The organism is Arcticibacter svalbardensis MN12-7 (assembly GCF_000403135.1).
Classification (GTDB): domain Bacteria; phylum Bacteroidota; class Bacteroidia; order Sphingobacteriales; family Sphingobacteriaceae; genus Arcticibacter; species Arcticibacter svalbardensis.
The window spans coordinates 1-23,825 of sequence record NZ_AQPN01000078.1 but is presented as its reverse complement, the minus strand read 5'-3'; the positions used below and the strand labels follow the sequence as shown (position 1 = coordinate 23,825).

Below are 23,825 nucleotides of genomic sequence, written 5' to 3'. Positions count from 1 at the left end.
AATGAGTGTATCACGTTTAGCAAAAAAATTAAAAGGCTCAGAAATTATTAAAATTGCAGGAGAGATCAATGAACTTAAAAAGCAAGGGCAAAAGATCGCTAATTTAACTATTGGCGACTTTGATCCTTCTCTTTTCCCTATTCCTGAAGCACTGAAGGATGGCATTAAAAAGGCTTACGATGAGCATAATACCAATTATCCTCCCGCTGATGGAATTCTGCCTTTAAGGGAAAATATCAGCAGTTACCTGAAGAATACGTATGCATTAGATTTCAATATCAATCAAATTCTTGTTTCCTGTGGTTCTCGTCCGCTCATCTATTCGGCTTATATGGCTTTGGTTGATCCGGGTGATAAGGTGATCTATCCAGCTCCATCATGGAACAATGATCATTATAGTTCCCTGGTTGGCGCTGTACCTGTTGCTGTGACTACTAGTCCCGACAATAATTTCATGCCCTCAGCCGAAGATCTTCGTCCTCATGTAAAGGGTGCTACCTTACTGGCATTATGCTCTCCTTTAAATCCAACAGGAACCATGTTTACTAAAAAGGATCTGGAAGAGATTTGTGATCTTGTATTAGAGGAAAATAGTCAGCGTGAGCCAGGTACAAAACCTTTGTATGTAATTTATGACCAAATCTATTCGATGCTAACCTTTGGGAAACATGTTCATTATGATCCAGTTTCTTTACGGCCGGCAATGAAGGACTATGTGATCTATGTAGATGGTGCCTCTAAATGTTTTGCCTCTACAGGCGTGCGTGTAGGTTGGGGCTTTGGTCCTGCCGAAGTAATTGAAAAGATGAAAATCCTGGTGATGCACATGGGCGCGTGGGCTCCTAAGCCTGAGCAATTTGCAATGGCTGCATTTTTACAGAATAAAGAAAAGGTACAAGAGTTTCTATTAGGCTTTAAACTAAAGATTCAGGATAGCTTAAATACGATTTATACTGCCTTTAAGCAATTCAAGGAAGATGGGTTGAATGTAGATGTAATTGAACCGATGGGAGCGATATACTTAACCCTAAAGATCGATTATGCAGGTAAGACCACCCCTGATGGTAAGGTGCTAAAAGATAGTGAGGACATCAATTTCTACCTGATTAAAGAAGCTAAAGCCGCTTTCGTTCCCTTCTCCGCCTTTGGTGCCGACAGCTCTGTGAACTGGTTCAGAGCTTCTATAGGTGCTTGCTCTTTAACTGATATCAATGAAATGCTTCCCCGTGTAAAAGAAGCATTATTGAAATTGAAATAACTATATTAACTCATGTGGACCTTATGGTTCTCATGAGCTTTTACCCTTCCAGCAGAAATACGATTAACTCTTTAGGACCATGTGCTCCTAATACTAATGTTTTTTCAATGTCGGCCGTACGGCTTGGTCCTGTAACTGCCGATATCATGGAAGGAAGATCCGTGTCATACTTTGTTTTAAGTAGCTTAAAGGCATCTTTAAGGTCCAACACCAGCTGCGAAGTATAGGCCACAACAATATGGCAATGCGGATAAATACTCAATCTTCTTCCTGCTGCATTTCCGTTGGATACAATTACACTTCCGTTTCTTGCAACCAAAGATTCACATAAAGTGATCCCTACTTCCGCCTGAGCGATAAAGTCAGTATCGGTACTGTAAAACGGAAATTCAAAGTGTTCAAGTACTTTTTGAAGAGGCGGTTCCCAGCAATATATTTTTCTCCAGCCTTTTTCGTCTGCTAGCAAAAGTAAGTTTTCAACAAACTGCAGTTCATCTTCGCAGAAAACAAACTTTCCTGCTACCAAGCTAAGTTGTTCAGCAAATAAGACATCAAGATAGTCGGTATAAGGTTCATATACAGAAGTATCTTCAAGAGTTGGATACGGATTATCCCGCTTTTCAAGCAAAGCTTTCCGTATTTTCTTGAGCATTTTTTCTTTAGAAGTAGTCTCTTTCATTTGGTGCTACGAAGATCAATATAATTTTAATATAGGCAGATAAAATTTAAATAAATAAGGGTTGCTTCGTATTCGAAACAACCCTTATTTATTTAAATTTCAAAAGAATGCATGTAAAAACAAGCCTCCTTTTATAATTACATACTAAGATGCTTCATCTGGTTTTAAAACAGCCGAATTGTTTGAATCTGTTTTTTGAAGTGGTTGTGTTGAATCTCCAAAAGGTTCAGGATGTAAGTTCTCCGCTACCAAAGTCTGGTCGCCGGTATCATCTCCATTCACAAATTCATCATATGTTGTTCTGCTGCTGAAAGGTCTTTTTCCTAAAATTTCTTCCAAATCACTTTGGAATAAAATTTCCTTTTCTAGTAATTTACTAGCCAGTTTTTCTAGTCCTTCGCGTTTCTCAACAAGCAAATCTTTCGTTCTGTCATAAGCTGACTTAATTAGGATACGAACTTCAGAGTCTATCAGCTCACCTGTAGTTTCAGAATACGGTTTGATAAACTGCTGATCCTGGTGATTAAATGAAATGTTACCTACTTTTTCATTCATACCATAAACAGATACCATTCCGTAAGCCAGATTAGTGATCCGTTCCAGGTCATTCTGAGCACCAGTAGAGATCTTGTTGAATACAATATCCTCAGCTACACGACCACCAAGTGTCATACACATGCTATCTGTAAGCTGCTCTGTGGTATAAAGGAACTGTTCTTTTGGTAAATACTGCGCATAACCTAAGGCAGCAACACCACGAGGAACAATAGATACCTTAACCAATGGATCGGCATGCTCAAGGAACCATCCTGCAATAGCATGTCCCGCTTCATGATAAGCAACAATAAGCTTCTCTTCTGGAGAGATGATCTTGTTCTTTTTCTCTAACCCACCAATTACACGGTCAATTGCATCCTGAAAATCATGCATGTCCACCGCTGTTTTGTTTCTACGTGCAGCAATTAAGGCAGCCTCATTACAAACATTCGCAATTTCAGCTCCCGCAAAACCTGGTGTTTGTGCAGAGAGCTTTTTAGGGTCTACTTCTTCGGCTAGTTTAAGAGGGCCAAGGTGAACTTTAAATATTTGTTCACGACCAACTAAATCGGGTTTATCAATAGATATTTGTCTGTCAAAACGTCCTGGGCGCAATAGAGCGGAGTCAAGCACGTCAGGTCTGTTGGTAGCTGCAAGGATTATGATCCCCGAATCGGTACCAAAACCATCCATTTCAACCAACAATTGATTCAGTGTATTTTCTCGCTCATCATTACCCCCAACAATGTTGTTTTTCCCTCTGGCACGGCCAATAGCATCAATTTCATCAATAAAGATGATACATGGTGCCTTTTCTTTAGCCTGTTTAAATAAGTCACGTACTCTGGAAGCACCAACCCCTACAAACATTTCAACGAAATCTGATCCGGATAGAGAAAAGAAAGGAACCTGTGCTTCTCCTGCTACAGCCTTAGCTAGTAGCGTTTTACCAGTTCCTGGTGAACCTACTAAAAGTGCTCCCTTAGGTATTTTACCCCCTAGGTTAGTGTATTTCTGAGGATTCTTTAGGAAATCCACAATTTCCATGACTTCAAGTTTCGCTTCTTCAAGACCTGCAACATCATTAAAGGTAACAGATACTTGTGCTTCTTTATCGAACAGGGTCGCTTTTGATTTTCCAATATTGAAAATCTGACCACCTGCACCACCACCTGCACCACCGCCCATACGGCGCATAATAAAGATCCAGAATCCAATTAGTAATAAAACCGGAAGAATGATGGACATAAACCAACTTGCCCAGAAATTCTCACGTGTGCTAAACTTCAGCGGAGTACGTTGATTGGCTGGCAAATCTTTTTCGGCTTCTTTTAATTTGGCTTGAAGTCCGTCAAACGAACCGTCAGTAAACTTATACTGAGGAGTTGCAGCGGTATTTTTCATACTAAGATTATCCTGAGGGCGGACATCTTTGTACTTAGCCTCTTTTAGCCTGTCTGGTTTGATAAAAACTTCGGCAACAACATAGTCATTGCTTTTATATGCCTCAATTCTTTCTACGTCCCTTGGTTTAAGGTACTCTGTTTCGAACTGCTGGTAACTGATTTCTTTAATAGTCTGACTATTAAAAAACCATTGTACAACAAAAAGAAGCAGAATAATTCCTGCATATACCCACATGATATTAAACCGCGGTGGTTTAGGAACTAATTTCTTTCCTGTCTTTTTGATAAACCCTTTTTTATTATCGGTATTTACGTCTTTCATTTTTGAATATTATTTAAACAAATTTTAGGCACTTTGATAGTGCATAGTCTCAGCATCTCCCCACAACTCTTCGATACCGTAATATTCGCGTTTATCAGTTTTAAAAACATGTATAACTACGTCCACATAGTCCAAAAGGATCCATTCGCCATGTTGAAGGCCTTCAACTCTTAAGGGCCATTCACCGGTCACTTTATAGACCTCATCTTCAATGCTTTTTGTGATTGCTTTAACCTGGGTGGTTGATTCCGCATGGCAGACTACAAAATAATCTGCAACAGAACTATTAATATTTCTTAAATCTAATCTTACTATTTGATTTCCTTTTTTTTCCTGAATTCCAAATATGGCCAGTTCTGAAATGTAAGTAGATTCGTTAACTCCTTTGTTTTTTATCATTAAAAAAAATTAAGTTTGGCAATATTAGTCTTTAAACATTTTGCAAAATAACACAATTTCAGGATTATTTATAGGTCAAAATCTTATCTCTCTGAAGAGTGTCGATTCTACCAACAATTATTTAAAGAATCAATTGGCAAAATCTAAGCCATTGCCTGAAGGTACTGTTATATTGGCAGAAGACCAATTTGCAGGCAGAGGCCAGTTTGAGAATAAATGGCTAAGCCAGCCAGGCAAAAATTTAACGTTCAGCATTCTGTTATTTCCAGTTTTTTTAGCTCCTCTTAAACAATTTTTGTTAAATATAGCTGTAAGTTTAGCTATTAACGATACAATAACCTCTTTTATTGGCTGTGATTGTAAGATTAAATGGCCAAATGATATTTACTTTAAAGATAAAAAAATTGGCGGAGTTTTAATTGAGAATATTTTACAAGGATCGAAGTGGAAATATGCCATTGTAGGGATCGGAATAAATGTAAATCAGCTTCAATTTGATGACCGTATCAAAAATATTACTTCCCTGTCTGCTATTATAGGTAAAGAACTAGCGCTTGATACACTTTTGTCTGCTTTGTCTTCTTCAATCAACAACAGATACAATCAATTAAAGGGTAATGATTTTGAAAATCACATCGAAGAGTATAAAAAAAACCTCTATAGGTATCAAAGTATGCATGCTTATGAGTCAAATGGAATTCCTTTCGAAGGGAGAATTACCAATATTAAGCCGGAAGGGCAGCTAGAAATAACTGTTGGTGACGAAGTGAAATCGTTTTCACTCAAAGAAGTTAAATATTTGTAAACAAAACCAATGTGGCTTTTTGAAGATTTCAAAAGGAGTATTATTAATTCAGGACTAAGTATAGCTATATCAGGACGAGACATGTTATTAATTGTGGCGCACTTTCTACCCACCTCCTTCGCAGCTTCTCCGCACCTTGTCCGCTCGGAAAGCGAATTAGGTGCGAGTTAGTTGCCTGTCATTTGAATAAATGGTAACTAGAAGTATAGTGTAATTCCGGAGTGCAGATGTTAAATGTGTGATAGGGGTTTACTGCTTTTGTAACATTGCTTATTATGAAGAACATCTGAAATATAAAAAGAAATGAATGCAGGTAAAATTTACTTTTTTTAGTAACCGGATTTACTGTCTTCTAATTATTCTTTCCTGTTTTTTTTAATATTGAGCAATTAATGAGTTATATCAGATAATTATATGTAAATATAATTTTAAAGGTTAAAACTTAAAAGCGAAATTAGCGCCTGAATAAATCAAGCATGGATAAGATTAAAAATATAGGGGTATTTACCTCAGGAGGTGATGCACCGGGTATGAATGCCGCTATTCGTTCCGTTGTTAGAACTGCATTGCATTATGATATACAAGTCACCGGTATCATGAAAGGCTTCGAAGGCCTTATCACTGGCGACTTTATGCCCATGAACAGTAAATCTGTTGCTAATATCATTCAGCGGGGTGGTACTATTTTAAAGACGGGCAGAAGTGACGCATTCTTAACAAAAGAAGGTCGTCAAATTGCCTACGATAACCTTGTGCGAAATAATATTGATGCGCTGGTAGCTATTGGTGGAGAGGGAACGTTTAAAGGTGCAAATATTTTTGCAAAGGAATTCAATGTACCAATCGTTGGAATGCCTGGTACGATCGATAACGACCTGATCGGTACTGACCATACAATTGGTTATGACACAGCAACGAATACCGTTATTAATGCTGTTGATAAAATCAGGGATACTGCCGAATCGCACGACCGTTTGTTCATTGTAGAAGTTATGGGCCGCGATTCAGGCTTAATCGCTTTGAGAAGTGGTATTGGTGTAGGAGCTGAAGCAATTCTGATCCCAGAATCAAAGACTGATGTTGAAGTTTTATTCAACACCCTTTCTAGTGGCAGAAAAGATAAAGCATCTAAAATAATAATCGTTGCTGAAGGAGAAGAAATTGGAGGTTTTGAAATTGCGGAGCTGGTTAAAGAAAAGTTTCCTAATTATGATACCAGGTTATCTATTCTTGGACATATTCAACGTGGAGGCCGTCCGAGTTGCGCAGACAGGGTTCTAGCAAGTAGGCTAGGTGTTGCAGCAGTTGAGGCTCTTTTAAATGGCAAAAAATGCATGATGGTTGGTTTAATGAACCAGAATGTGGTTTACACTCATTTTGATAATGCGATCAAACATCTGTCTGAAGCAGATCCTAATTTACTTAAAATAGTAAGAATCCTTTCTTAGTTTCTTCTCCTAGCATTTTGTAAAATCGATATCATGAGTTCAGTAAAACAACATTTTATAGAAGCACAGTCTGTATTAATAGATTTTTTGGCTGATGATTCGAATTTTCAAAAGATTGAAGATGCAGGAAAATTATTATCTGATGCGCTTGCAACAGGTAATAAAATAATTTCATGTGGCAATGGAGGTTCTATGTGCGATGCGATGCATTTTGCTGAAGAGCTGTCCGGCCGTTACCGAAATGATCGTAAAGCTCTGGCTGCCTTGTCTATATCTGATCCTTCGCACCTCTCTTGTGTGGGCAATGATTATGGTTATAATTTTGTCTTTTCAAGAATGGTGGAAGCTATTGGGCAACCGGGTGATGTTTTATTTGCAATCAGTACGAGCGGAAATTCAGAGAACGTGATCCAGGCAATTCTTGCTGCGAAAGAAAAAGGATTGAAAGTGATTGGATTGACGGGAAAAGATGGAGGCAAAATGGCTTCATTGTGTGATGTTGAAGTTAGAGCACCAAAATCAAACTATGCAGATAGGGCCCAGGAGATTCATATTAAAGTGATTCATTCGCTGATAGACTATGTAGAGCGTCACCTGTAAGCGTTATTTTTGATGCAATTTCTCCTTTGTCCTTAAAAAACAGCCTAATAAGTTTTTTATGTTGTCATAATTGCTATCTTTGCATCCCCGCAGAAGGACACTCCGGGAACTATGTTGAATACATAAAACAAAACAAAACAATGGCAACTAAAATCAGACTGCAGAGACACGGTAAAAAAGGAAAACCTTTTTACTATGTAATCGTAGCAGACTCACGCGCACCAAGAGATGGCCGCTTTATCGAACGTTTAGGTTCTTATAACCCAAACACTAATCCAGCAACAATCGATTTAAACTTCGAAAGATCACTGGACTGGATCAATAAAGGAGCACAACCTACAGATACTGTCCGTACACTTCTTTCAGACAAGGGAGTTCTTTTCATGAAACACCTTGAAGGTGGTATCGCGAAAGGCGCACTTACTGCTGAACAAGCTCAATCAAAGTTTAATGAATGGGTACAGAGTAAACAAGAAAAGGTATTAGGTAAAAAAGAAGATTTCAACACAAATAAAGATGCTGTTAGAAAAGCGGCTTTATTAGCTGAAGCTAAAAAGAAGGAAGATAGAGCGGCTGCAATAGCAATCAAAAATACTCCTCCAGCACCTGAAGTAACAGAAGAACCTGTTGCTGAAGATGCAGCTACTGAAGAAGCTTCTGAAAATCCTGAATAATTTTTCAAAAAAACACTAAATGTCATTTTGGCAGATTCGAATTATCTGATATCAGATATTCTAATTTGTTGAAATGACATTTTTATTTAAAGAAATGACGATCGAAGAAAGCTTTTACATCGGTTATATTACCAAGACCAAGGGGCTGAAAGGCGAAGTTCAGGTTTATTTTGAATGTGATGATTATGAGGAGCTGGAGTTTGAATCTGTATTTGTCGAAATAAATAAAAAGTTAGTCCCTTATTTTATATCATCTTATAAAATTCATCCCAACTCTACAGGGTATTTTTACTTTGAAGATATCGATGTGATTGAAAAAGCGGCAAAATTGCTTAAGAAAAAGCTTTATCTGCCCCTTTCTAAAAAACCGGAGCGAACAGACGACGAGTTTTATTACACCGATCTGAAAGGTTTTATAGCTTTTGACGAAAAGCTGGGTGAGCTTGGTGAAATTCTTGACGTTCATGAATACCCGCAACAATTTATAGCAGTGGTGGCCTATCAATCAAATGAAATTATGTTCCCGTTGAATGATGACCTGATCATATCGATTGATGAAGAAGCAAAAACTTTGCATGTTGACCTTCCGGATGGATTAACCGATATTTACAAAAGCTAAAACATCATGAGATTTGATATCATATCTGTTCTTCCGGGCCTTTTAGAAAGTCCCTTTGCTCATTCTATCCTTCAGCGTGCACAAACAAAAGGGTTAGTGGAGATCGTTGTTCATAACCTAAGGGATTACTCGACCAACAAACACAGGAACGTAGATGACTATCCTTACGGAGGTGGAAGTGGAATGGTGATGTCTATTCAACCCTTTGCCGCCTGCATTGAAAGCCTGCAAGCTGAGCGGAAGTACGATGAGGTGATCTTTATGACTCCTGATGGTGTGACGCTTAATCAATCTACTGCAAATGAACTTTCTCTGGGTGAAAATATACTGATCCTTTGTGGTCATTATAAAGGTATCGATCAGCGGATTAGGGATCTTTATGTTACCCGCGAAATATCAATCGGTGATTATGTGGTATCGGGAGGGGAACTTCCGGCTGCCATACTGGTAGATTCCATTGTGCGCTTAATTCCTGGCGTTTTATCCGATGAAACATCTGCGCTGTCTGACTCCTTTCAGGACGACCTGCTTGATGCTCCAGTATACACCAGACCTGCTGATTGGAAAGGATTAAAGGTTCCTGAGATCTTATTAAGCGGTGATGAGGCTAAAATACATAACTGGCTACACGAAAAAGCCTTAGAGCGAACTACAGAACGCCGTCCCGATTTGTTGAAGTAATTTGAAGAAAGAGATGTTGGGATTTTAGCGTTCTATATTGAATAATATAGAACTTCTCTGATTAGGCATGGCCTTTTAGCTTACTCATTTTTATTATTACATTTGGTACCACATCATTTTATTTGATTAAGCCCAGCTTTTTATTGAGTAGTACGTTTTGCACCATGCTAATTTCTTTAATTAGGCCTGGTCTTTTAGCTGCTTCATTAATTAATGATTAGTTCAATATCCTGTTGTTTTTTCTGCTTAAACTTAGTCTCTAAGTTCCTTGTTTGGTAAGTGTTAAATTTAGTACTACACTATTTCCTTATTTATGCTCTTCCAGAAATGTTTATTTGCAATTATTCTTTCTTTTGTAAAAAATTATGCCTAACATTGCACTCCGAAAAACAGGAGCGGATATTAAGGTATAATGCCGTTTAATAAATAATAAAGCATGGATTTAGTAAAATTTGTTGAAGAGCAGGCTGTAGCCAGGAAAGAAGTGCCTGCATTCAAATCTGGCGATACAGTAAGTGTGCACTATAAAATCCGCGAAGGAAACAAAGAGCGTATCCAGATTTATCAAGGAGTTGTTCTTCAACGCAATAGTGTTGGAAACAATGAAACATTTACTGTAAGAAAAGTATCTAACGGTATTGGGGTTGAGCGTATTTTTCCAATCAACTCACCTAATATTGCTAAAATAGAAGTACATAGTATTGGTAAAGTTCGCAGAGCCAAATTGTTCTACCTACGCGCCTTAACTGGTAAAGCTGCCAGAATTAAGACTAAGAGAACCAGATAAGTTCTTTTAACAGAAAGACATTCTAGTCCTGTTCGTGATGATTCGCGAACAGGATTTTTAGTTTATAGCAAGTTCTGCTGCTATTTATTAAGATTTTAAAGGAATATTTATTCACGAGTATTCAAACTGACCTGAATCTGATGCTATAATCCATGTAGCCGACACTTTCCTTGCATCCCCTATATTGCTTGTCATTCAAAACATACCTTTACTCCATTCCCTTATAATTTATTGCTGCAGTCAAACTATAACTTAAGGAAGTTAGAGGGATTGAGAAACTTAATTATTTAATGAGTTCTCCATATAAAAAGGGACTTTAGTTATAAAACAGGTATAATGGTGATTTGATTATGTATTTACCTGTATCAGGAAGATCGAAATCCTTATTTCAAATCTTCTTTAAAAGCATAGAGACTGCAATTAAGGAGGGAAGTAGGATAATGTCCATGGGAGGAAGAAAAGAGCTCAGTTGGCTCTGTAATCTACTTTAAGGAAAGGTTATTATATGGAATTGACTTATGAAGGATTAGAAATGTCGGCTAGTACAGTAACTCCGCCCTTCACTATATCACCTAAATTAACTTTTACTTCGGTTCCAATAGGTAAATATACGTCTACTCTGGAGCCAAACTTTATAAATCCAAATTGCTCTCCTTGCTCCACATGATCGCCTTCCTTAACATAACAAACAATCCTTCTCGCTAGTGCACCTGCAATCTGCCTGAATAGTATTTCTATGCCATTGCTGTCCTCTACTACCACTGTGGTACGTTCATTATCTGTGGACGACTTAGGATCCCATGCAACCAGATATTTACCCGGATGGTACTTAAAGTATTTTACGATTCCTGATATAGGGTTTCGGTTCACATGTACATTGATTGGCGACATAAACACAGAAATCTGCAAACGTCTGCCTTTAAAATATTCAGTCTCTTCTGTTTCCTCAATTACGACTACTTTACCATCAGCCGGACAAATAACATGTTCTACATTGACCGTTGTTTGGCGGGTAGGGTGTCTAAAAAACTGAACTACTATGATAAAAATAGCCAAGGAAAAGCAATAAATGATCCACTTAATTACAGTTTGGTTAGGCAAATAGTAATGAGCTAACGCATTCATAATAAATATCAGTAGAACGGTAAGCGCTATTGAAGTATAACCTTCTTTATGGATTGTCATTTATGATTATTTTTTAACGCAAATATGCTAAAAATGTCTTTAAGTTTCCGAAGGAAGACTGATTGCCCGATAAATATCCTTCAAGTTTCTTCCTAAGCCTTTGTAATCAAGTCCATAGCCGACTACAAATTCATCTGGAATTTCAAATCCCACATAAGCAATCTCCTGCACTTCTACCTGAAGTGCATCAGGTTTCAGGAGCAAAGTACACACTACTACAGATGCAGGATTATATTCTTTTATTTGCTTTAATACATGCGTAATCGTGTTGCCAGTATCCACTATATCTTCTACAATAATGACATCCCGGTTCTGTAAGTCAATGTCCAGCCCAATTATTTCTTTAACTACGCCACTACTTGATTCACCTCCATGGTAGGAAGATAGTTTCACAAAAGAGACTTCAATGGGTACAGTAAGCTCTTTTACCAGGTCTGCCATGAAAAGGAAACTTCCATTAAGCACTGCAATGACAACAGGAAGCTTGTCCTCATAATCCACATTCATTTGAATTCCAAGCAATCTTGTTCTCTTTTTTATCTGTTCATACTCCAGGAAACAGCTAAATTCTTTATCCTCAATCTGGATTTTCATATTGAATGATTTTAATTTCAGGCGATGTCACAAGCATAAGCTATGCAGATGCCTGGTACTACTGTTTTTAATTATCTTTTTCCTTCTCCAAACGTTTCATGTCTCGTTTAAGTTTCCTTTTTTCCGAACGTGTTAACGTAGTATCAGCCAATATCGCTTTTTTAATTTCTTCTTCATGGCGGACGGTATCTCTCTTTGGGATTTTAAAAATATCCCTCAATATTCCTCCTTCATCCATATCCTGGAATTCAAACAAGGAATCTACTTGCATCGTATCAACAGGTGCTTCAGGACGGAGGCTTTCACGTAGCCTGACATTGTAAAATCCGTATGCACTGGAATCTCGCATAGTATAACCCCTTTCAGCCATTAAATTACCTATTAACCTGAAATAACCTCTTAAACTGTTACGCAGGCTGCCATCATACAGGAAATAGTATAGTGATGATTTCGGTCGTGGTACAATACTAGCCAGAAAGATACTTTCGCCTATACTTAATTCGGAAGGTTTTTTGCTGAAATAATAACGAGCTGCCTCCCCTATACCATATACATTTCTACCCCATTCAATAATGTTCAGGTAAACTTCATACATGCGATTTTTCGTAGATACATGATTGTTTTCAATCAGCCATACAATCAGAATTTCTTCAATTTTACGTGCTAGTGTTTTTTGTCTGATCAGAAAAACGTTCTTCACTAATTGCATGGATATTGTACTTCCACCTCTTATAAAAGCCTTTTCTTTAAAATTGGTTGCAATAGAACGGCGAATAGAACTTTCCACAAATCCTCGATGCGAGTAAAAAGATGGATCCTCTGAGGTCAGCAGTGCATGGCGTAGATCCGGTGAGATTTCGTTAATAGGTGTATAATCAGGATTCTTTGGCCCGACTATAATATCCCGCATGGGCTTTCCAAACTCGTAAGGAGTGTACACAAAAGGGCTGTTAATTTTCGCCAGATTAGTTTTGCCCCACTGAACGATCCTGAACCCTGAGGAATTAAGAGATGAACTAAACCTGACACTATCCGGATTTCTGGTATCAAGAGAAAAGTCAAGATCATAGCGGAGTTTCCCGGCTACTTTTATTCCTTCCAACGACTCAAATAAACCGGTAGGGAATGAATTAAATAACTCCTGGGCGTCAAGATCGTCAGTTTTAAGCTTCAATTCGTACTTTTTAAAAGTCCCTAACGTATATTTAATAAAAGGCCGGGCTTCAATATTCTTTAAGTGGATCACAGAAGAACTGTCAATTGCCAGGTAATTCTTGCCAATCAGGATATCCGCATCGATAGAACCACTTGGAATAATGATGTCGTTTGCAGCAATCTTTGGATGATTGATCAAGAGATTCCTGATGGCCCATGAACCATAAATATGATACTCCTCACCATCTTTTCGAGTGTTCTTTAACTGCGTATATACCGTGTCAAAGTTGATCTTGACACCAAACTTCTTTTCCAATATAGGAAGTTCCACTTTTTTATTCTCAGCATATAGCTTAATGTCTAGCTTTTGGTCAGATGCTTCGACCAGTCCATCCAGATGCCATATCGATTCGTTACCATTAATGAGGATCCGCGACTTCAATTCCCCATCCTTGATGATTGCCGATGTGGTATTAAAATTAAACTGCTCAGCATCCCTGATTATGGTTAATTTGAAATTCCGCACATCCATTTCATCCGGAATCTTATAAAGAAGCTGATTTAATAGATTATTAGCCAGTTCAGCATAATCCGCTTTTCCCCGTTCAGTTGAATCTGTTTTCTTCTTTTTAAATAAAAAGTCATAGTTGCGCAGCGAATCACGCTTTACTAAATTTACCCGGGCTTCACTTACCTTTAATCCCAATAATTTAATATCGCCAAATAAAAGGGGCATTAATTTTACACCAATGTGCAGGTCACGGATCAAAAGCAAACTATCCCTGTTCTCGGGTACAATAGCGACATCCGAGAAAGCGATAGTTCGTAATCCCTCAAAATGAGGGTTATTGATCGTTAAATTCAAGTTATAATCACGTTTAGCCTTAACTTTTGCTTTTTGGATAAGTTCCTTTAGGATAGCTTCCCTTTTAGAATAAGCAATAGCGCCTGCAATTACAGAGAGGATTAATAAAACCCCTAGTACAATGCCAGCGATTTTAAGGTATTTTTTGTACTGGAGAGGAATACGCATGTATTCGGACATATTTATGTTTTTGAGACTTAACTGGAAACGCGAAATCAAACGATTAGTTTCCACAGTGTAAATATCTGCAAAAACATAACGTAAACAAGGACTTTAGCGTGTAGGTTTCATATTTTTGTGTTTTTAATACACAACAGATGATTACAAAGGAACAAGTACTACATGCCTTGAGCCATGTGGAAGAGCCGGATCTTAAAAAAGACCTGGTTACCTTAAACATGATTGAGGATATATTAATTGAAGGGAATCACCTGATATTCACTGTGATTTTAACAACTCCGGCATGTCCTTTAAAAGGGTTTATTGAAAATGCCTGTCGGAATGCTATATCCCATTTCATCAGTCCTGATGTAGCAGTTGAAGTAAAAATGACTTCAAGGGTCACCACACAAAAAAATCAGCCATTAAATAATATCAGTAATATAATAGTGGTAGCTTCAGGTAAAGGAGGGGTAGGTAAGTCTACCGTTGCTTCCAATATTGCTTTAGGTTTAGCAAGGAAAGGCGCAAGGGTAGGGTTGATAGATGCAGATATTTATGGACCATCAATCCCGATTATGTTTGGAGTAGAAGACGCGAAACCGGAGGCTAAAGCAAGCCCTGAAGGTAAAACACGGATCCAGCCAATTGAAAAATATGGAATAAAGCTACTTTCTATCGGCTTCTTTACCGATCCCGAGCAACCTATTCCATGGAGAGGCCCAATGGCCTCTAATGCAGTGAAACAGCTGTTTAACGATGCCGATTGGGGCGAACTGGATTATCTCATTGTGGATCTTCCTCCAGGTACAGGTGATATTCACATTACGCTTACTCAGACCTATCCGGTGGCAGGTGCAGTAATCGTTACTACCCCACAAAAAGTAGCGTTATCTGACACAAAAAAGGGTATTGGTATGTTTATGATGAATGCAATCAATGTACCTATTTTAGGTATTGTTGAAAACATGTCTTATTTTAGTCCTGCTGAACTTCCCGATAACAAATACTATATATTTGGTAAAGGTGGCGGCAAGTCCCTGGCAGAGAAGCTTAATGTTCCTTTTTTAGGCGAGATACCTTTAGTTCAATCCATCAGTGAAGCAGGAGACGGAGGAGAACCAATTATAATGCAAACCGATCATCCAATAGCTCTGGCTTTTCTTCAAGTGGCAGAAAGGGTTGCGCAACAGGTTGCGATACAAAACGCCAAGCCTGTTTCGGTTTAATGGAAGATTTTTTTTAATTTTATAAAAATATTATTATGGATTTATTGCAAAGAGTAGAAAACGCATTAGATAGCATCCGGCCTTATCTGGAAGCAGATGGGGGCAATGTATCAGTTGAAGAAATTACTCCGGACAATATCGTTAGACTTAGGTTACTCGGATCATGTGGTTCATGTCCGATGAGCCTGATGACTTTAAAAGCTGGAATAGAGCAAGCAATACTGCGATCTGTGCCTGAAATTGTAGGTATAGAAGCTATAAATTTGACAGATGTGGATGATCCTAATGCTGTAATGCCAAATTAGCACAATTTAAGCTATGGATAAAAAGCGAATCATGTAACATGTTTCGCTTTTTTTGGTTTTTAACAGTATTTAACGAATATATAGCACAATTATTGATACGTTTACATCAATGAAAATAATATTCACCGCAGTAATCATATTATTCATAACCGGTTACACACAAGCACAGGAGAAGCCACTGGTGCAGTTTTCTGGTATAATCTATAATATAGATTCAAATGTAGTGGTTCCCTATGTCACCGTTACGAATAGATCAAAACAAAACAAAATGGTTTCTGCTAATTTTCAGGGGTATTTTTCATTCGTTGCAAATGAGGGTGATACAATCGTTTTTAGTTCAGTAGGTTACCGTCGCGAAGCCCTTGTTATTCCCCCAGGTAGAGAAGATAAAAGTTATACCGTGATTGTAAAAATGAAAGCTGAAGTCGTCAATCTTCCTATGGTAACCGTACTTCCCTGGGCAAGTGTGGATGAATTTACCAAAGAATTCATGTCGCTGAAGTTTGCAGATGACGATCTTGAAATCGCTAAGAAAAATGTTACCCGCTCTTCCCTGATGGCTATGGCAAAGAATTTACCGCGTGATGGACAGGAAATGCGGGGAGTAAATTTCCAGAATAATCATATTGCGTTAACCAATAAAGCGATGAATATGCGGATGGCTAATCCGCTTCTCAATCCTTTTGCCTGGGGTTCTTTTATTCAACAAATCATCAACGGAGATAAGGGCAAGGGAAACAATTAATTAACGCCTCTTAGAAGCCATAGGAAACTTCATTTTATAATCCACGTCAATAGCTCCTTTTTTGATCGCATCAAACCTGCTTTTTAACATCGCTCTTCTAAGCGGACTTAGTTTGTCGATAAAAAGCTTTCCTTCAATGTGGTCGAATTCATGCTGTATTGCCCTGGCACCCAGTCCGTCATACGTTTCATTCCGCAACTGCCAGTTTTCATCGTAATAAGATATAGTCACGGTATCCAATCTTTTTATATCTTCCCTGATATCAGGAATACTCAAACATCCTTCATTAAATTCCCAGATCACACCCTTTTCTTCTACGATCGTTGCATTTATAAAAACCTTTTTAAAGTCTTCATACCCAGGATCATCTTTATCAGAAAGATCAATTACAAACAAGCGGATAGACAGACCCACCTGTGGCGCAGCTAATCCAACCCCACTGGCATTATACATGGTCTCGAACATATTTGAAATGAGTTCCCCCAGATTAGGATAATCTGCTGAAATTTCTACTGCCTTCTTGCGAAGAACAGGATCGCCATATGCTACTATAGGTATTTTCATGATGTAAAATTACTAAATTATTCAGCCTCATCGGGCACAAAAGTGAGTGTGCTCATGGTTGCCGGGTTAAAAATTTCGTTTGCAATTTCTAGAAGTTCATTGGATGTGATGGCGTTGATCCTAGCAAAGACCTCTTCAATCGATTCAACCCTGCCATGATCGATCAGACTCTTACACATTCCGATGATCAGACCCATACGGTTGTCCTCACCAAGGGCAATCTGACCATTTATTTTTTTCTTTGCACGGCTCAGATTTAGATCAGTCATTTTGTTGTCTCTTAACAGCGCAAGTTGCTTATACACCAGTTTAAGGGCTTTATCCGATTTCTCCGCATCGGTACCGAAGTAAATAGAGAATATTCCACTATCACACATCGGCGTAAAATTTGATTCAATGGTATAAGCAATGCCATACTTTTCTCTGATAATTAAATTAAGTATCGAGCTCATTCCGTTGCCTCCTAAAATATTATTCAATACAAGCAAGCCTGTTTTTTTTGAATCATGAATTGAATAAGCCTGGTTGCCTAGAACGCAATGTGTTTGAGCAATAGATTTTTCGACCGTTTTAGTCAGCGGAGTATAATTTGGTGTCACCCTGCAAGGTTTATTGCGATTGGCCGGAATGTTTTCAAAAAGCGAAATGAATAATTTCTGAACCTCTCTAGACGTATAGTTTCCATTTACACCAACTACAATTTCTTCCGTGTTGTAATTAGCCGTTAAAAATGAAAATATATCCTGTTGTTGAAAAGCAGTAACCGATTCAGCAGAACCCAGAATATTTCTTCCTAACGAATGACCCGAAAATAACAAATCTTCAAAGTCATCTTGTATGGCTTCCTCTGGTTGATCCTGGTACGATGCAATTTCATCCATGATCACTCCCTTTTCTTTTTCCATTTCCTTTACCGGAAAGAGCGAATGAAATACCAGATCTTCAAAAAGATCAAGTGCCTTTTTTAAATACGGAATAAGAAATGAAGCATGAATGCAGGTATATTCTTTAGTTGTATACGCATTTAAGTCGCCACCAACAGCTTCCAGATAATTCAGAATCTGATTAGTGCTTCTTTTCTCTGTTTTTTTAAACAGCAGATGCTCAATGAAATGTGCCAGACCATCTTTCTCTTCCGGCTCATCCCTTGAGCCAGTATTAATAATAATACAGGCATGTGATACAGAAGAAACAGTTGGTTTAAATAATAACCTGATGCCGTTGGGCAGTGTAAAAACCTCGTAGTCCATGAACAGGCAAATGTAAGAAAATAAAATGCCTAGTTCTTCATTTTCAGCTTACAGGCCCGCTGAAACTTGTCAAACCTGGGTAATGAAACAGCCCTCACATATGAATTATAGGGGTTCTCTGAAGTATAGTTCTGATGATACTCTTCCGCCCTGTAAAAAGTAGTTAGTGGTGCCACCTCTGTTACGATCGTTTTCTCGAACTTAGGAGTCCACTTTTTAATGGCTTCTGTGGCTTGTATTTCCTGTTCTTTATCGGTATAAAATATAGCGGAGCGATAAGAAGGACCCACATCAGGACCCTGTTGATTTAAAGTAGTAGGGTCATGCGACTGGAAAAAGGCATCCAGAAGCTGTGAGTAAGAAATGATTTTAGGATTAAAATAAACAAGCACTGTTTCAGCATGTCCGGTCTTCTCGGTACAAACCTCTTCATAAGTTGGGTTCTTGGTATGTCCCCCTGCATAACCTGAAACGGCAGAATCCACACCTGCCAGCTCTTCGAAAATATGCTCAGAGCACCAGAAGCATCCCTCTGCAAATGCAGCAACTGATTTCGCTTTTCCATCCTTCACCTTGATCTCCGTAGTACCCTTCTGCTGGCCGGAGGAATTACATGCCAGCATAGAACTAAATGCCAGGGTTGCGATTGCTAATTTAATGACGTTCATGATGGTTAAACGTTGAAAAAAATAAAACATTGTTGCGCCAAAATCAGGATAATGTAACCTTTTTACCCCGCCCAACCCTGCCGGTCCAGACTCCTGTAATGGATTGCTTCCGCCAGATGTTCTATCCGAATCTCCTCCGAACCCGCCAGATCCGCAATAGTCCTCGAAACCTTCAAAATCCGGTCGTAAGCCCTGGCTGATAAGCCCAGTTTTTCCATCGCCTTTTTGAGTAAAAGCTGTCCAGCTTCCGTTATTTTACAAAGCTTCCTCACCGTTTTCGATCCCATCTGCGCGTTGCAATACACATCTGGGATCTCCTTAAACCGGATTTCCTGAATCTCTCGCGCTTTAATCACGCGTTGCCTAATCTCCGCACTGCTTTCCGCTTTACTCTCCGATGCCAGTTCCGTAAAATTAACAGGAGTAACCTCCACATGCAGATCAATCCGATCCAGCAATGGTCCCGATACCTTACTTAAGTATTTCTGAACAGCACCTGGCGGACAAGTACACTCCTTTTCAGGATGATTATAAAACCCACATGGGCAGGGGTTCATTGAAGCGATAAGCATAAAACTAGCCGGATATTCCACCGAAAGCTTCGAACGGGATATCGTTACTTTACGTTCCTCCAGCGGCTGTCGCATCACTTCAAGCACCGAACGCTTAAATTCAGGAAGTTCATCCAAAAACAGCACACCATTATGCGATAAGGAAATCTCTCCCGGTTGCGGATAAGCGCCCCCACCAACCAATGCCACATCACTAATCGTATGATGAGGCGAGCGGAAAGGCCTTACAGTGATTAAAGAATCAGCAGCAGCAAGTTTACCAGCCACTGAATGAATTTTCGTAGTTTCAAGAGCTTCCTGAAGATTCAACGGAGGCAATATACTGGGCAACCGCTTAGCCAGCATGGTTTTCCCTGATCCCGGGGGACCAATTAAGATCGCATTATGACCACCGGCAGCAGCAATTTCCAATGCTCTTTTAATATTTTCCTGTCCTTTTACATCCGAAAAGTCAGACTCATAATTGCAAATGTTATTATAAAACTCTTCCCTCGTATCTACTACAGTAGGCTTCAACAAAAGCGAGCCTTTCAAAAAGTCAAGAACCTCAGTCAGGTTATTCACCCCCAGCACATCTATATTATTCACAATAGCCGCTTCCCTGGCATTTAATTTAGGAAGGATCAAACCCTTAAATCCTTCCTGTCTGGCCTGAATAGAAACAGGCAATGCACCTCTGATCGGTTGAATAGCGCCATCTAGGGAAAGCTCACCCAGAATCATATACTGATCAAGCAAGCTCGCGTCGATTTGTTCAGAAGCACATAGGATGGCAACAGCAATGGCCAGATCATAGGAAGAACCCTCTTTACGAATATCAGCAGGGGCCATATTAACCAGGATCTTTTGCCTCGGCATGCGATATCCACTGGTAACAATAGCACTTTCTATGCGAAGCAGACTCTCCCGCACAGCCGTATCTGGGAGACCCACTATATAATAACGGGTTCCACTGGTAATATTGACTTCAATAGTTATAGTTGTAGCCTCTATTCCAAAGACAGCACTTGAAAAGGTTTTTATCGGCATGGTATAATTGGGTATGCCGGGTAAATCTACAATGTTGGAATTATAAGAAAAGTGATAGTGATCACAATTTTAAGAATACATTAATTTGCAGCTACCGGTTCTACCCGCAACCCCACATCGATAATTTCTTTGAGGGGATTGTCGCGCATATTTTGTTCAATTTCAAACACATACGTTCCAGCGGAAGGGAATTTGTAATCCTTTCTAAAAGGGAGCTGATACGAATAAAAATTACCTGTACCACTTCCCAGCCATTCCCCGTCGGGGTAGGCCAGTTTAAACTCCTTGCGCTCTGTAATCGTCTTTAATCCCTTTGCCTTTTGGTGGATCAGCACAAAAATATTCGAATACTGGTAATTACTCGTATGCCTTAAATTAAAATACAGGTTATATAACTTTGATGCATCAGTAATCTGCACCGGCACATTAATCTTTTTATCATAACCCCATGATCCATTATCCATACTTGTATTGACATCGACCACCGCATTTTCTTCACAACCCTGCAAACCCGATAAACATATAAAAATCAGGACTGCATATAGGCGCCATCCTTTATTCTGCATTAGGCCTGGGCTTGTTATTACTGTTTTTATTCCTTCGGAAGTGACGGTTTGCATTTGCTTTCTTAGTTTCCGCAGTCTTTTCAACAGGCTCTCCAGCCGGTTGCTCCTTCTTTAAAACCACAACAGGTTTAGTTGTATGAGGAGGTTGAGTGCCTGCAGGTTGCGTATTGCCTTGCGGTTCAACCTTTTTAGGCCCTTGTTGATTGCCCTGTTTTGCAGGTTGTCGGGGGTTGTTCTGAACCGCACGCTGCACAACAGGTGCAGGAGTACCCTCAGCCGTTACTCCGGCATCACCCTCAGTCTTTGGCTTGTTTTTATTCGTCCGCTTTTTCTTCTTTTTAGCCTGTCGCTCGTCCAAACGGGTAATGCTATCCTGCCCTACCACGTTTTCATAATCGAGCACCTTAGCCACAGGAGTCGTTTCCAGCTCTGCTGCTTCGTCTTTTAAATCATCAGGTTTAATACCCTCTTTATTTAATTTCTGAATGTCTTTAACCCTTGAAATTTCAATTGGAATCCAGCTTTCCTGATTCGGATAACTAAACCACATCAGCTTTTTAAAGATGTCCGTTTTTTGCAAACGAGCCACTCCTACCAATGTTTCCAGGCGTTCTACGTCCTCAGGAATATCCTTCAACGCATCCATATAAGTATCCAGCTCGTAGTTCAGGCAACATTTAAGTTTACCACACTGACCAGCCAGTTTCAATGTATTTAATGATAAATTTTGGTAACGGGCAGCCGATGTAGAAACCGTTTTGAAGTCCGTAAGCCAGGTACTGCAGCATAATTCGCGTCCGCATGAACCCAATCCGCCAAGCCTGCTTGCTTCCTGACGCATTCCAATCTGTCGCATTTCAATGCGAATCCGGAAGCTCTCCGCCATTTTTTTAATCAGTTCCCTGAAGTCAACACGCCCTTCTGCAGTATAGTAGAAAGTAGCTTTCGTTTTATCCCCCTGGTAATCCACATCACTGATCTTCATGGAAAGGCCCAGCGTTAATGCCAGTGTACGTGCTTTATGCATCGTTTCCCACTCCATGTCTTTGGCCGCTTTCCATTTGTCCACATCAGCAGGAGTAGCCCTTCTAATCACCTTGCGGGTTATTTCCTCCATCTTTGTATGCTTCTTTTTGATCTGCATACGGACTAATTCACCCGTTAAAGATATGTGGCCGACATCGTATCCCCCAGTAGTCGTTTCCACAACAACAAGGTCTCCCATCTCCAGATATGCGTTATCGTGGTTGATATAAAAGTCTTTCCTTGAGCCTTTAAACTTGATCTCAAGTATATTAAATGGTTTATAGTTAGTTGGCAAATCCATATGTGATAGCCAATCGTATACGTCTAATTTACTGCATCCACCTGTAAGGCAAGAGCCGTTACTTTTGCAACCACCTGGCGTGCAGCCGCCACCCGTTGAACATGATCCACATCCCATTTATTGATATATATAGTGAGTCCCCTTAGGGAGCGTTTTAAATTTGAGAATTCTAGTAAACTGCAAAGATACATCTAAAAATAAAATTTTAGCGTTTGCATTGCGTTCAATATGATAATGAGCCTTTTCGACCTCATTAATTAAAGCTTCAGTTTGGGCCAGCGTCGCACTCTTGCTGAATTTAACCACAAACTCTTTTTCATTAGGTGGCAAATGAATCAGGTTATCCGCTCCGGATAATTCCATCATCACCTCCCGTAATAACTTGGTACCATACCGCAAAAAGTTCTTCTGATTTTCTCTTCCCCATTTCGCTGCGGCATCCGAAAAATCAATCAGCGCAATCATATTATTCGCAAAGCTGTTTCTTAGCCATGCTGTAAAGTCGCCAAAAGCATTGCCATTATCCTCTTTGCTCAACTGCAGAGCCATCTGTATATTTCCTTCACTTAAATAAGCGATCCGCGAGGCCTGCAATTCAGGCACCTGCATCTGATCAACCAGATGGTGTTTCACTTCCTCATCGCTCAGGCGGTTAATCTTCATCAGCTGAGTACGGGAGAGGATTGTATTTAAAATCTGATCCTGATTTTGAGCTACCAGTAAAAAAGTGTCTTTTGTGGCGGCTCCTCAATCACCTTCAGTAGTGCATTTCCTTCCTTATCCAGATACTCAGGAAGCCACATGATCAGCACCTTATATTCCGATTCAAAGGGTTTTAAACTCAGCTTCCGAATAATCTGATGGCATTCCGCAATATTAATATTTGCCTGTTTATTTTCCGCATCAAGCTGATGACGCCACTCATCCAGATTCAGATACGGGTTTTTAAGAAAAGCTTCGCGCCATTCCTGAATAAAGTTAAGCGCTGTTTCGTCTGGCTTCTTGGCGAAGAAGGGATACGAAAAGTGAAGATCCGGATGGATGAGACGACTGTACTTCCGACAAGAAGCGCAGACCCCACAACTATCTTCCGGACTGCGGTTCTCACAGGAAACATATTGCGCATAAGCAAGCGCAAGTGCAAGACTCCCAGATCCTTCAGGACCCAGAAACAATCTGGCATGGCTCACCCTCTGCTCCGCAACTGTCTGTATTAACTGTTGCTTAATTTCCTTCTGTCCTACAATTTCACTAAACAGCATCGTGCAAATTAAGAAATAGTAATGATATTTTAGCATATCAGCCATCCCTTATATAGGATAACAAGTGTTAAAGGTGCATTATGACTAAAAGCGTATTAAAATCAATAGTTTTGCATCAGCCGTGGATATTCTAAA

25 protein-coding genes are annotated in these 23,825 nt (G+C 39.4%); 11 read left to right on the top strand and 14 right to left on the bottom strand.

Going from position 1 to position 23,825, the window contains the following annotated elements; all coding sequences use genetic code 11:
- Position 1: 1 nt before the first annotated feature.
- The gene (locus ADIARSV_RS09695) at positions 2-1,258 is read left to right on the top strand and encodes a pyridoxal phosphate-dependent aminotransferase (protein WP_016195316.1); all 1,257 of its coding nucleotides are present in this window, start codon (positions 2-4) and stop codon (positions 1,256-1,258) included.
- 40 nt (positions 1,259-1,298) lie between these two features.
- On the opposite strand, the gene ADIARSV_RS09690 is transcribed toward ADIARSV_RS09695, so the two are convergent.
- The 3 genes from ADIARSV_RS09690 to rsfS all read right to left on the bottom strand — a co-directional run bounded on the left by ADIARSV_RS09690 (position 1,299) and on the right by rsfS (position 4,601).
- The gene (locus tag ADIARSV_RS09690; protein WP_016195315.1) at positions 1,299-1,937 is read right to left on the bottom strand and encodes a LutC/YkgG family protein; all 639 of its coding nucleotides are present in this window, start codon (positions 1,935-1,937) and stop codon (positions 1,299-1,301) included.
- A gap of 144 nt (positions 1,938-2,081) precedes the next feature.
- Entirely contained in the window at positions 2,082-4,202 is a 2,121-nt protein-coding gene (gene ftsH / locus ADIARSV_RS09685) for an ATP-dependent zinc metalloprotease FtsH (protein ID WP_016195314.1), read from the bottom strand.
- Positions 4,203-4,226: 24 nt separating this feature from the next.
- Positions 4,227-4,601: a ribosome silencing factor gene (gene rsfS / locus ADIARSV_RS09680; RefSeq protein WP_016195313.1), complete on the bottom strand. Its 375-nt coding sequence runs from the start codon at positions 4,599-4,601 to the stop codon at positions 4,227-4,229.
- A 40-nt stretch (positions 4,602-4,641) separates the two neighbouring features.
- Between rsfS and ADIARSV_RS09675 the strand changes: the two genes are divergently transcribed.
- From ADIARSV_RS09675 to rplS, 7 genes are all read left to right on the top strand, one after another.
- A complete protein-coding gene (locus tag ADIARSV_RS09675) occupies positions 4,642-5,406 on the top strand; it encodes a biotin--[acetyl-CoA-carboxylase] ligase (protein WP_016195312.1) in 765 nt (254 codons plus the stop codon).
- A gap of 476 nt (positions 5,407-5,882) precedes the next feature.
- Positions 5,883-6,854, top strand: coding sequence for a 6-phosphofructokinase (gene pfkA, locus ADIARSV_RS09670; RefSeq protein WP_016195311.1), 972 nt, complete (start codon positions 5,883-5,885; stop codon positions 6,852-6,854).
- Positions 6,855-6,887: 33 nt separating this feature from the next.
- Entirely contained in the window at positions 6,888-7,454 is a 567-nt protein-coding gene (gene lpcA / locus ADIARSV_RS09665; protein WP_016195310.1) for a D-sedoheptulose 7-phosphate isomerase, read from the top strand.
- Between the two features lie 140 nt (positions 7,455-7,594).
- The gene (locus ADIARSV_RS09660; protein ID WP_016195309.1) at positions 7,595-8,128 is read left to right on the top strand and encodes a 30S ribosomal protein S16; all 534 of its coding nucleotides are present in this window, start codon (positions 7,595-7,597) and stop codon (positions 8,126-8,128) included.
- Positions 8,129-8,222: 94 nt separating this feature from the next.
- Positions 8,223-8,747, top strand: coding sequence for a ribosome maturation factor RimM (gene rimM, locus ADIARSV_RS09655; protein WP_016195308.1), 525 nt, complete (start codon positions 8,223-8,225; stop codon positions 8,745-8,747).
- Positions 8,748-8,753: 6 nt separating this feature from the next.
- Complete coding sequence (gene trmD, locus ADIARSV_RS09650) at positions 8,754-9,428, top strand: tRNA (guanosine(37)-N1)-methyltransferase TrmD (RefSeq protein WP_016195307.1); 675 nt, start codon at positions 8,754-8,756, stop codon at positions 9,426-9,428.
- Positions 9,429-9,864: 436 nt separating this feature from the next.
- Positions 9,865-10,215: a 50S ribosomal protein L19 gene (gene rplS / locus ADIARSV_RS09645; protein WP_016195306.1), complete on the top strand. Its 351-nt coding sequence runs from the start codon at positions 9,865-9,867 to the stop codon at positions 10,213-10,215.
- A 516-nt stretch (positions 10,216-10,731) separates the two neighbouring features.
- Here the strand turns inward: rplS and ADIARSV_RS09640 are convergent.
- The 3 genes from ADIARSV_RS09640 to ADIARSV_RS09630 all read right to left on the bottom strand — a co-directional run bounded on the left by ADIARSV_RS09640 (position 10,732) and on the right by ADIARSV_RS09630 (position 14,194).
- Positions 10,732-11,400: a phosphatidylserine decarboxylase family protein gene (locus ADIARSV_RS09640; protein ID WP_016195305.1), complete on the bottom strand. Its 669-nt coding sequence runs from the start codon at positions 11,398-11,400 to the stop codon at positions 10,732-10,734.
- Positions 11,401-11,439: 39 nt separating this feature from the next.
- Entirely contained in the window at positions 11,440-11,994 is a 555-nt protein-coding gene (gene hpt, locus ADIARSV_RS09635; RefSeq protein WP_016195304.1) for a hypoxanthine phosphoribosyltransferase, read from the bottom strand.
- A gap of 67 nt (positions 11,995-12,061) precedes the next feature.
- Positions 12,062-14,194 carry a transglycosylase domain-containing protein gene (locus tag ADIARSV_RS09630; RefSeq protein ID WP_016195303.1) on the bottom strand — a complete coding sequence of 711 codons (2,133 nt, stop codon included), beginning with the start codon at positions 14,192-14,194 and terminating at the stop codon, positions 12,062-12,064.
- 137 nt (positions 14,195-14,331) lie between these two features.
- On the opposite strand from ADIARSV_RS09630, the gene ADIARSV_RS09625 reads away from it, so the two are divergent.
- The 3 genes from ADIARSV_RS09625 to ADIARSV_RS09615 all read left to right on the top strand — a co-directional run bounded on the left by ADIARSV_RS09625 (position 14,332) and on the right by ADIARSV_RS09615 (position 16,452).
- Positions 14,332-15,402 carry an Mrp/NBP35 family ATP-binding protein gene (locus ADIARSV_RS09625; RefSeq protein ID WP_016195302.1) on the top strand — a complete coding sequence of 357 codons (1,071 nt, stop codon included), beginning with the start codon at positions 14,332-14,334 and terminating at the stop codon, positions 15,400-15,402.
- A 35-nt stretch (positions 15,403-15,437) separates the two neighbouring features.
- Positions 15,438-15,707 (top strand): NifU family protein, encoded by a 270-nt coding sequence (locus ADIARSV_RS09620; protein ID WP_016195301.1) that lies wholly within the window; start codon positions 15,438-15,440, stop codon positions 15,705-15,707.
- 109 nt (positions 15,708-15,816) lie between these two features.
- Positions 15,817-16,452: a peptidase associated/transthyretin-like domain-containing protein gene (locus ADIARSV_RS09615; RefSeq protein WP_016195300.1), complete on the top strand. Its 636-nt coding sequence runs from the start codon at positions 15,817-15,819 to the stop codon at positions 16,450-16,452.
- Here the strand turns inward: ADIARSV_RS09615 and def are convergent, their stop codons facing one another.
- From def to ADIARSV_RS23025, 8 genes are all read right to left on the bottom strand, one after another.
- Entirely contained in the window at positions 16,453-17,016 is a 564-nt protein-coding gene (def, locus tag ADIARSV_RS09610) for a peptide deformylase (protein ID WP_016195299.1), read from the bottom strand.
- Between the two features lie 17 nt (positions 17,017-17,033).
- Entirely contained in the window at positions 17,034-18,266 is a 1,233-nt protein-coding gene (locus tag ADIARSV_RS09605; protein ID WP_016195298.1) for a M16 family metallopeptidase, read from the bottom strand.
- A gap of 29 nt (positions 18,267-18,295) precedes the next feature.
- Positions 18,296-18,934 carry a peptide-methionine (S)-S-oxide reductase MsrA gene (msrA, locus tag ADIARSV_RS09600; RefSeq protein WP_016195297.1) on the bottom strand — a complete coding sequence of 213 codons (639 nt, stop codon included), beginning with the start codon at positions 18,932-18,934 and terminating at the stop codon, positions 18,296-18,298.
- 62 nt (positions 18,935-18,996) lie between these two features.
- Positions 18,997-20,535, bottom strand: coding sequence for a YifB family Mg chelatase-like AAA ATPase (locus ADIARSV_RS09595; protein ID WP_016195296.1), 1,539 nt, complete (start codon positions 20,533-20,535; stop codon positions 18,997-18,999).
- Between the two features lie 80 nt (positions 20,536-20,615).
- Positions 20,616-21,101 carry a gliding motility lipoprotein GldH gene (locus ADIARSV_RS09590; protein ID WP_040299687.1) on the bottom strand — a complete coding sequence of 162 codons (486 nt, stop codon included), beginning with the start codon at positions 21,099-21,101 and terminating at the stop codon, positions 20,616-20,618.
- Positions 21,091-22,545: a regulatory iron-sulfur-containing complex subunit RicT gene (ricT, locus tag ADIARSV_RS09585; RefSeq protein WP_083936552.1), complete on the bottom strand. Its 1,455-nt coding sequence runs from the start codon at positions 22,543-22,545 to the stop codon at positions 21,091-21,093. The genes ADIARSV_RS09590 and ricT overlap by 11 nt, the downstream gene beginning before the upstream one ends.
- Complete coding sequence (locus tag ADIARSV_RS23030; RefSeq protein WP_016195293.1) at positions 22,546-23,091, bottom strand: hypothetical protein; 546 nt, start codon at positions 23,089-23,091, stop codon at positions 22,546-22,548.
- A gap of 50 nt (positions 23,092-23,141) precedes the next feature.
- Positions 23,142-23,690, bottom strand: a complete 549-nt coding sequence (locus ADIARSV_RS23025) for a DNA polymerase III subunit (RefSeq protein ID WP_016195292.1) — start codon at positions 23,688-23,690, stop codon at positions 23,142-23,144.
- Positions 23,691-23,825: the final 135 nt, after the last annotated feature.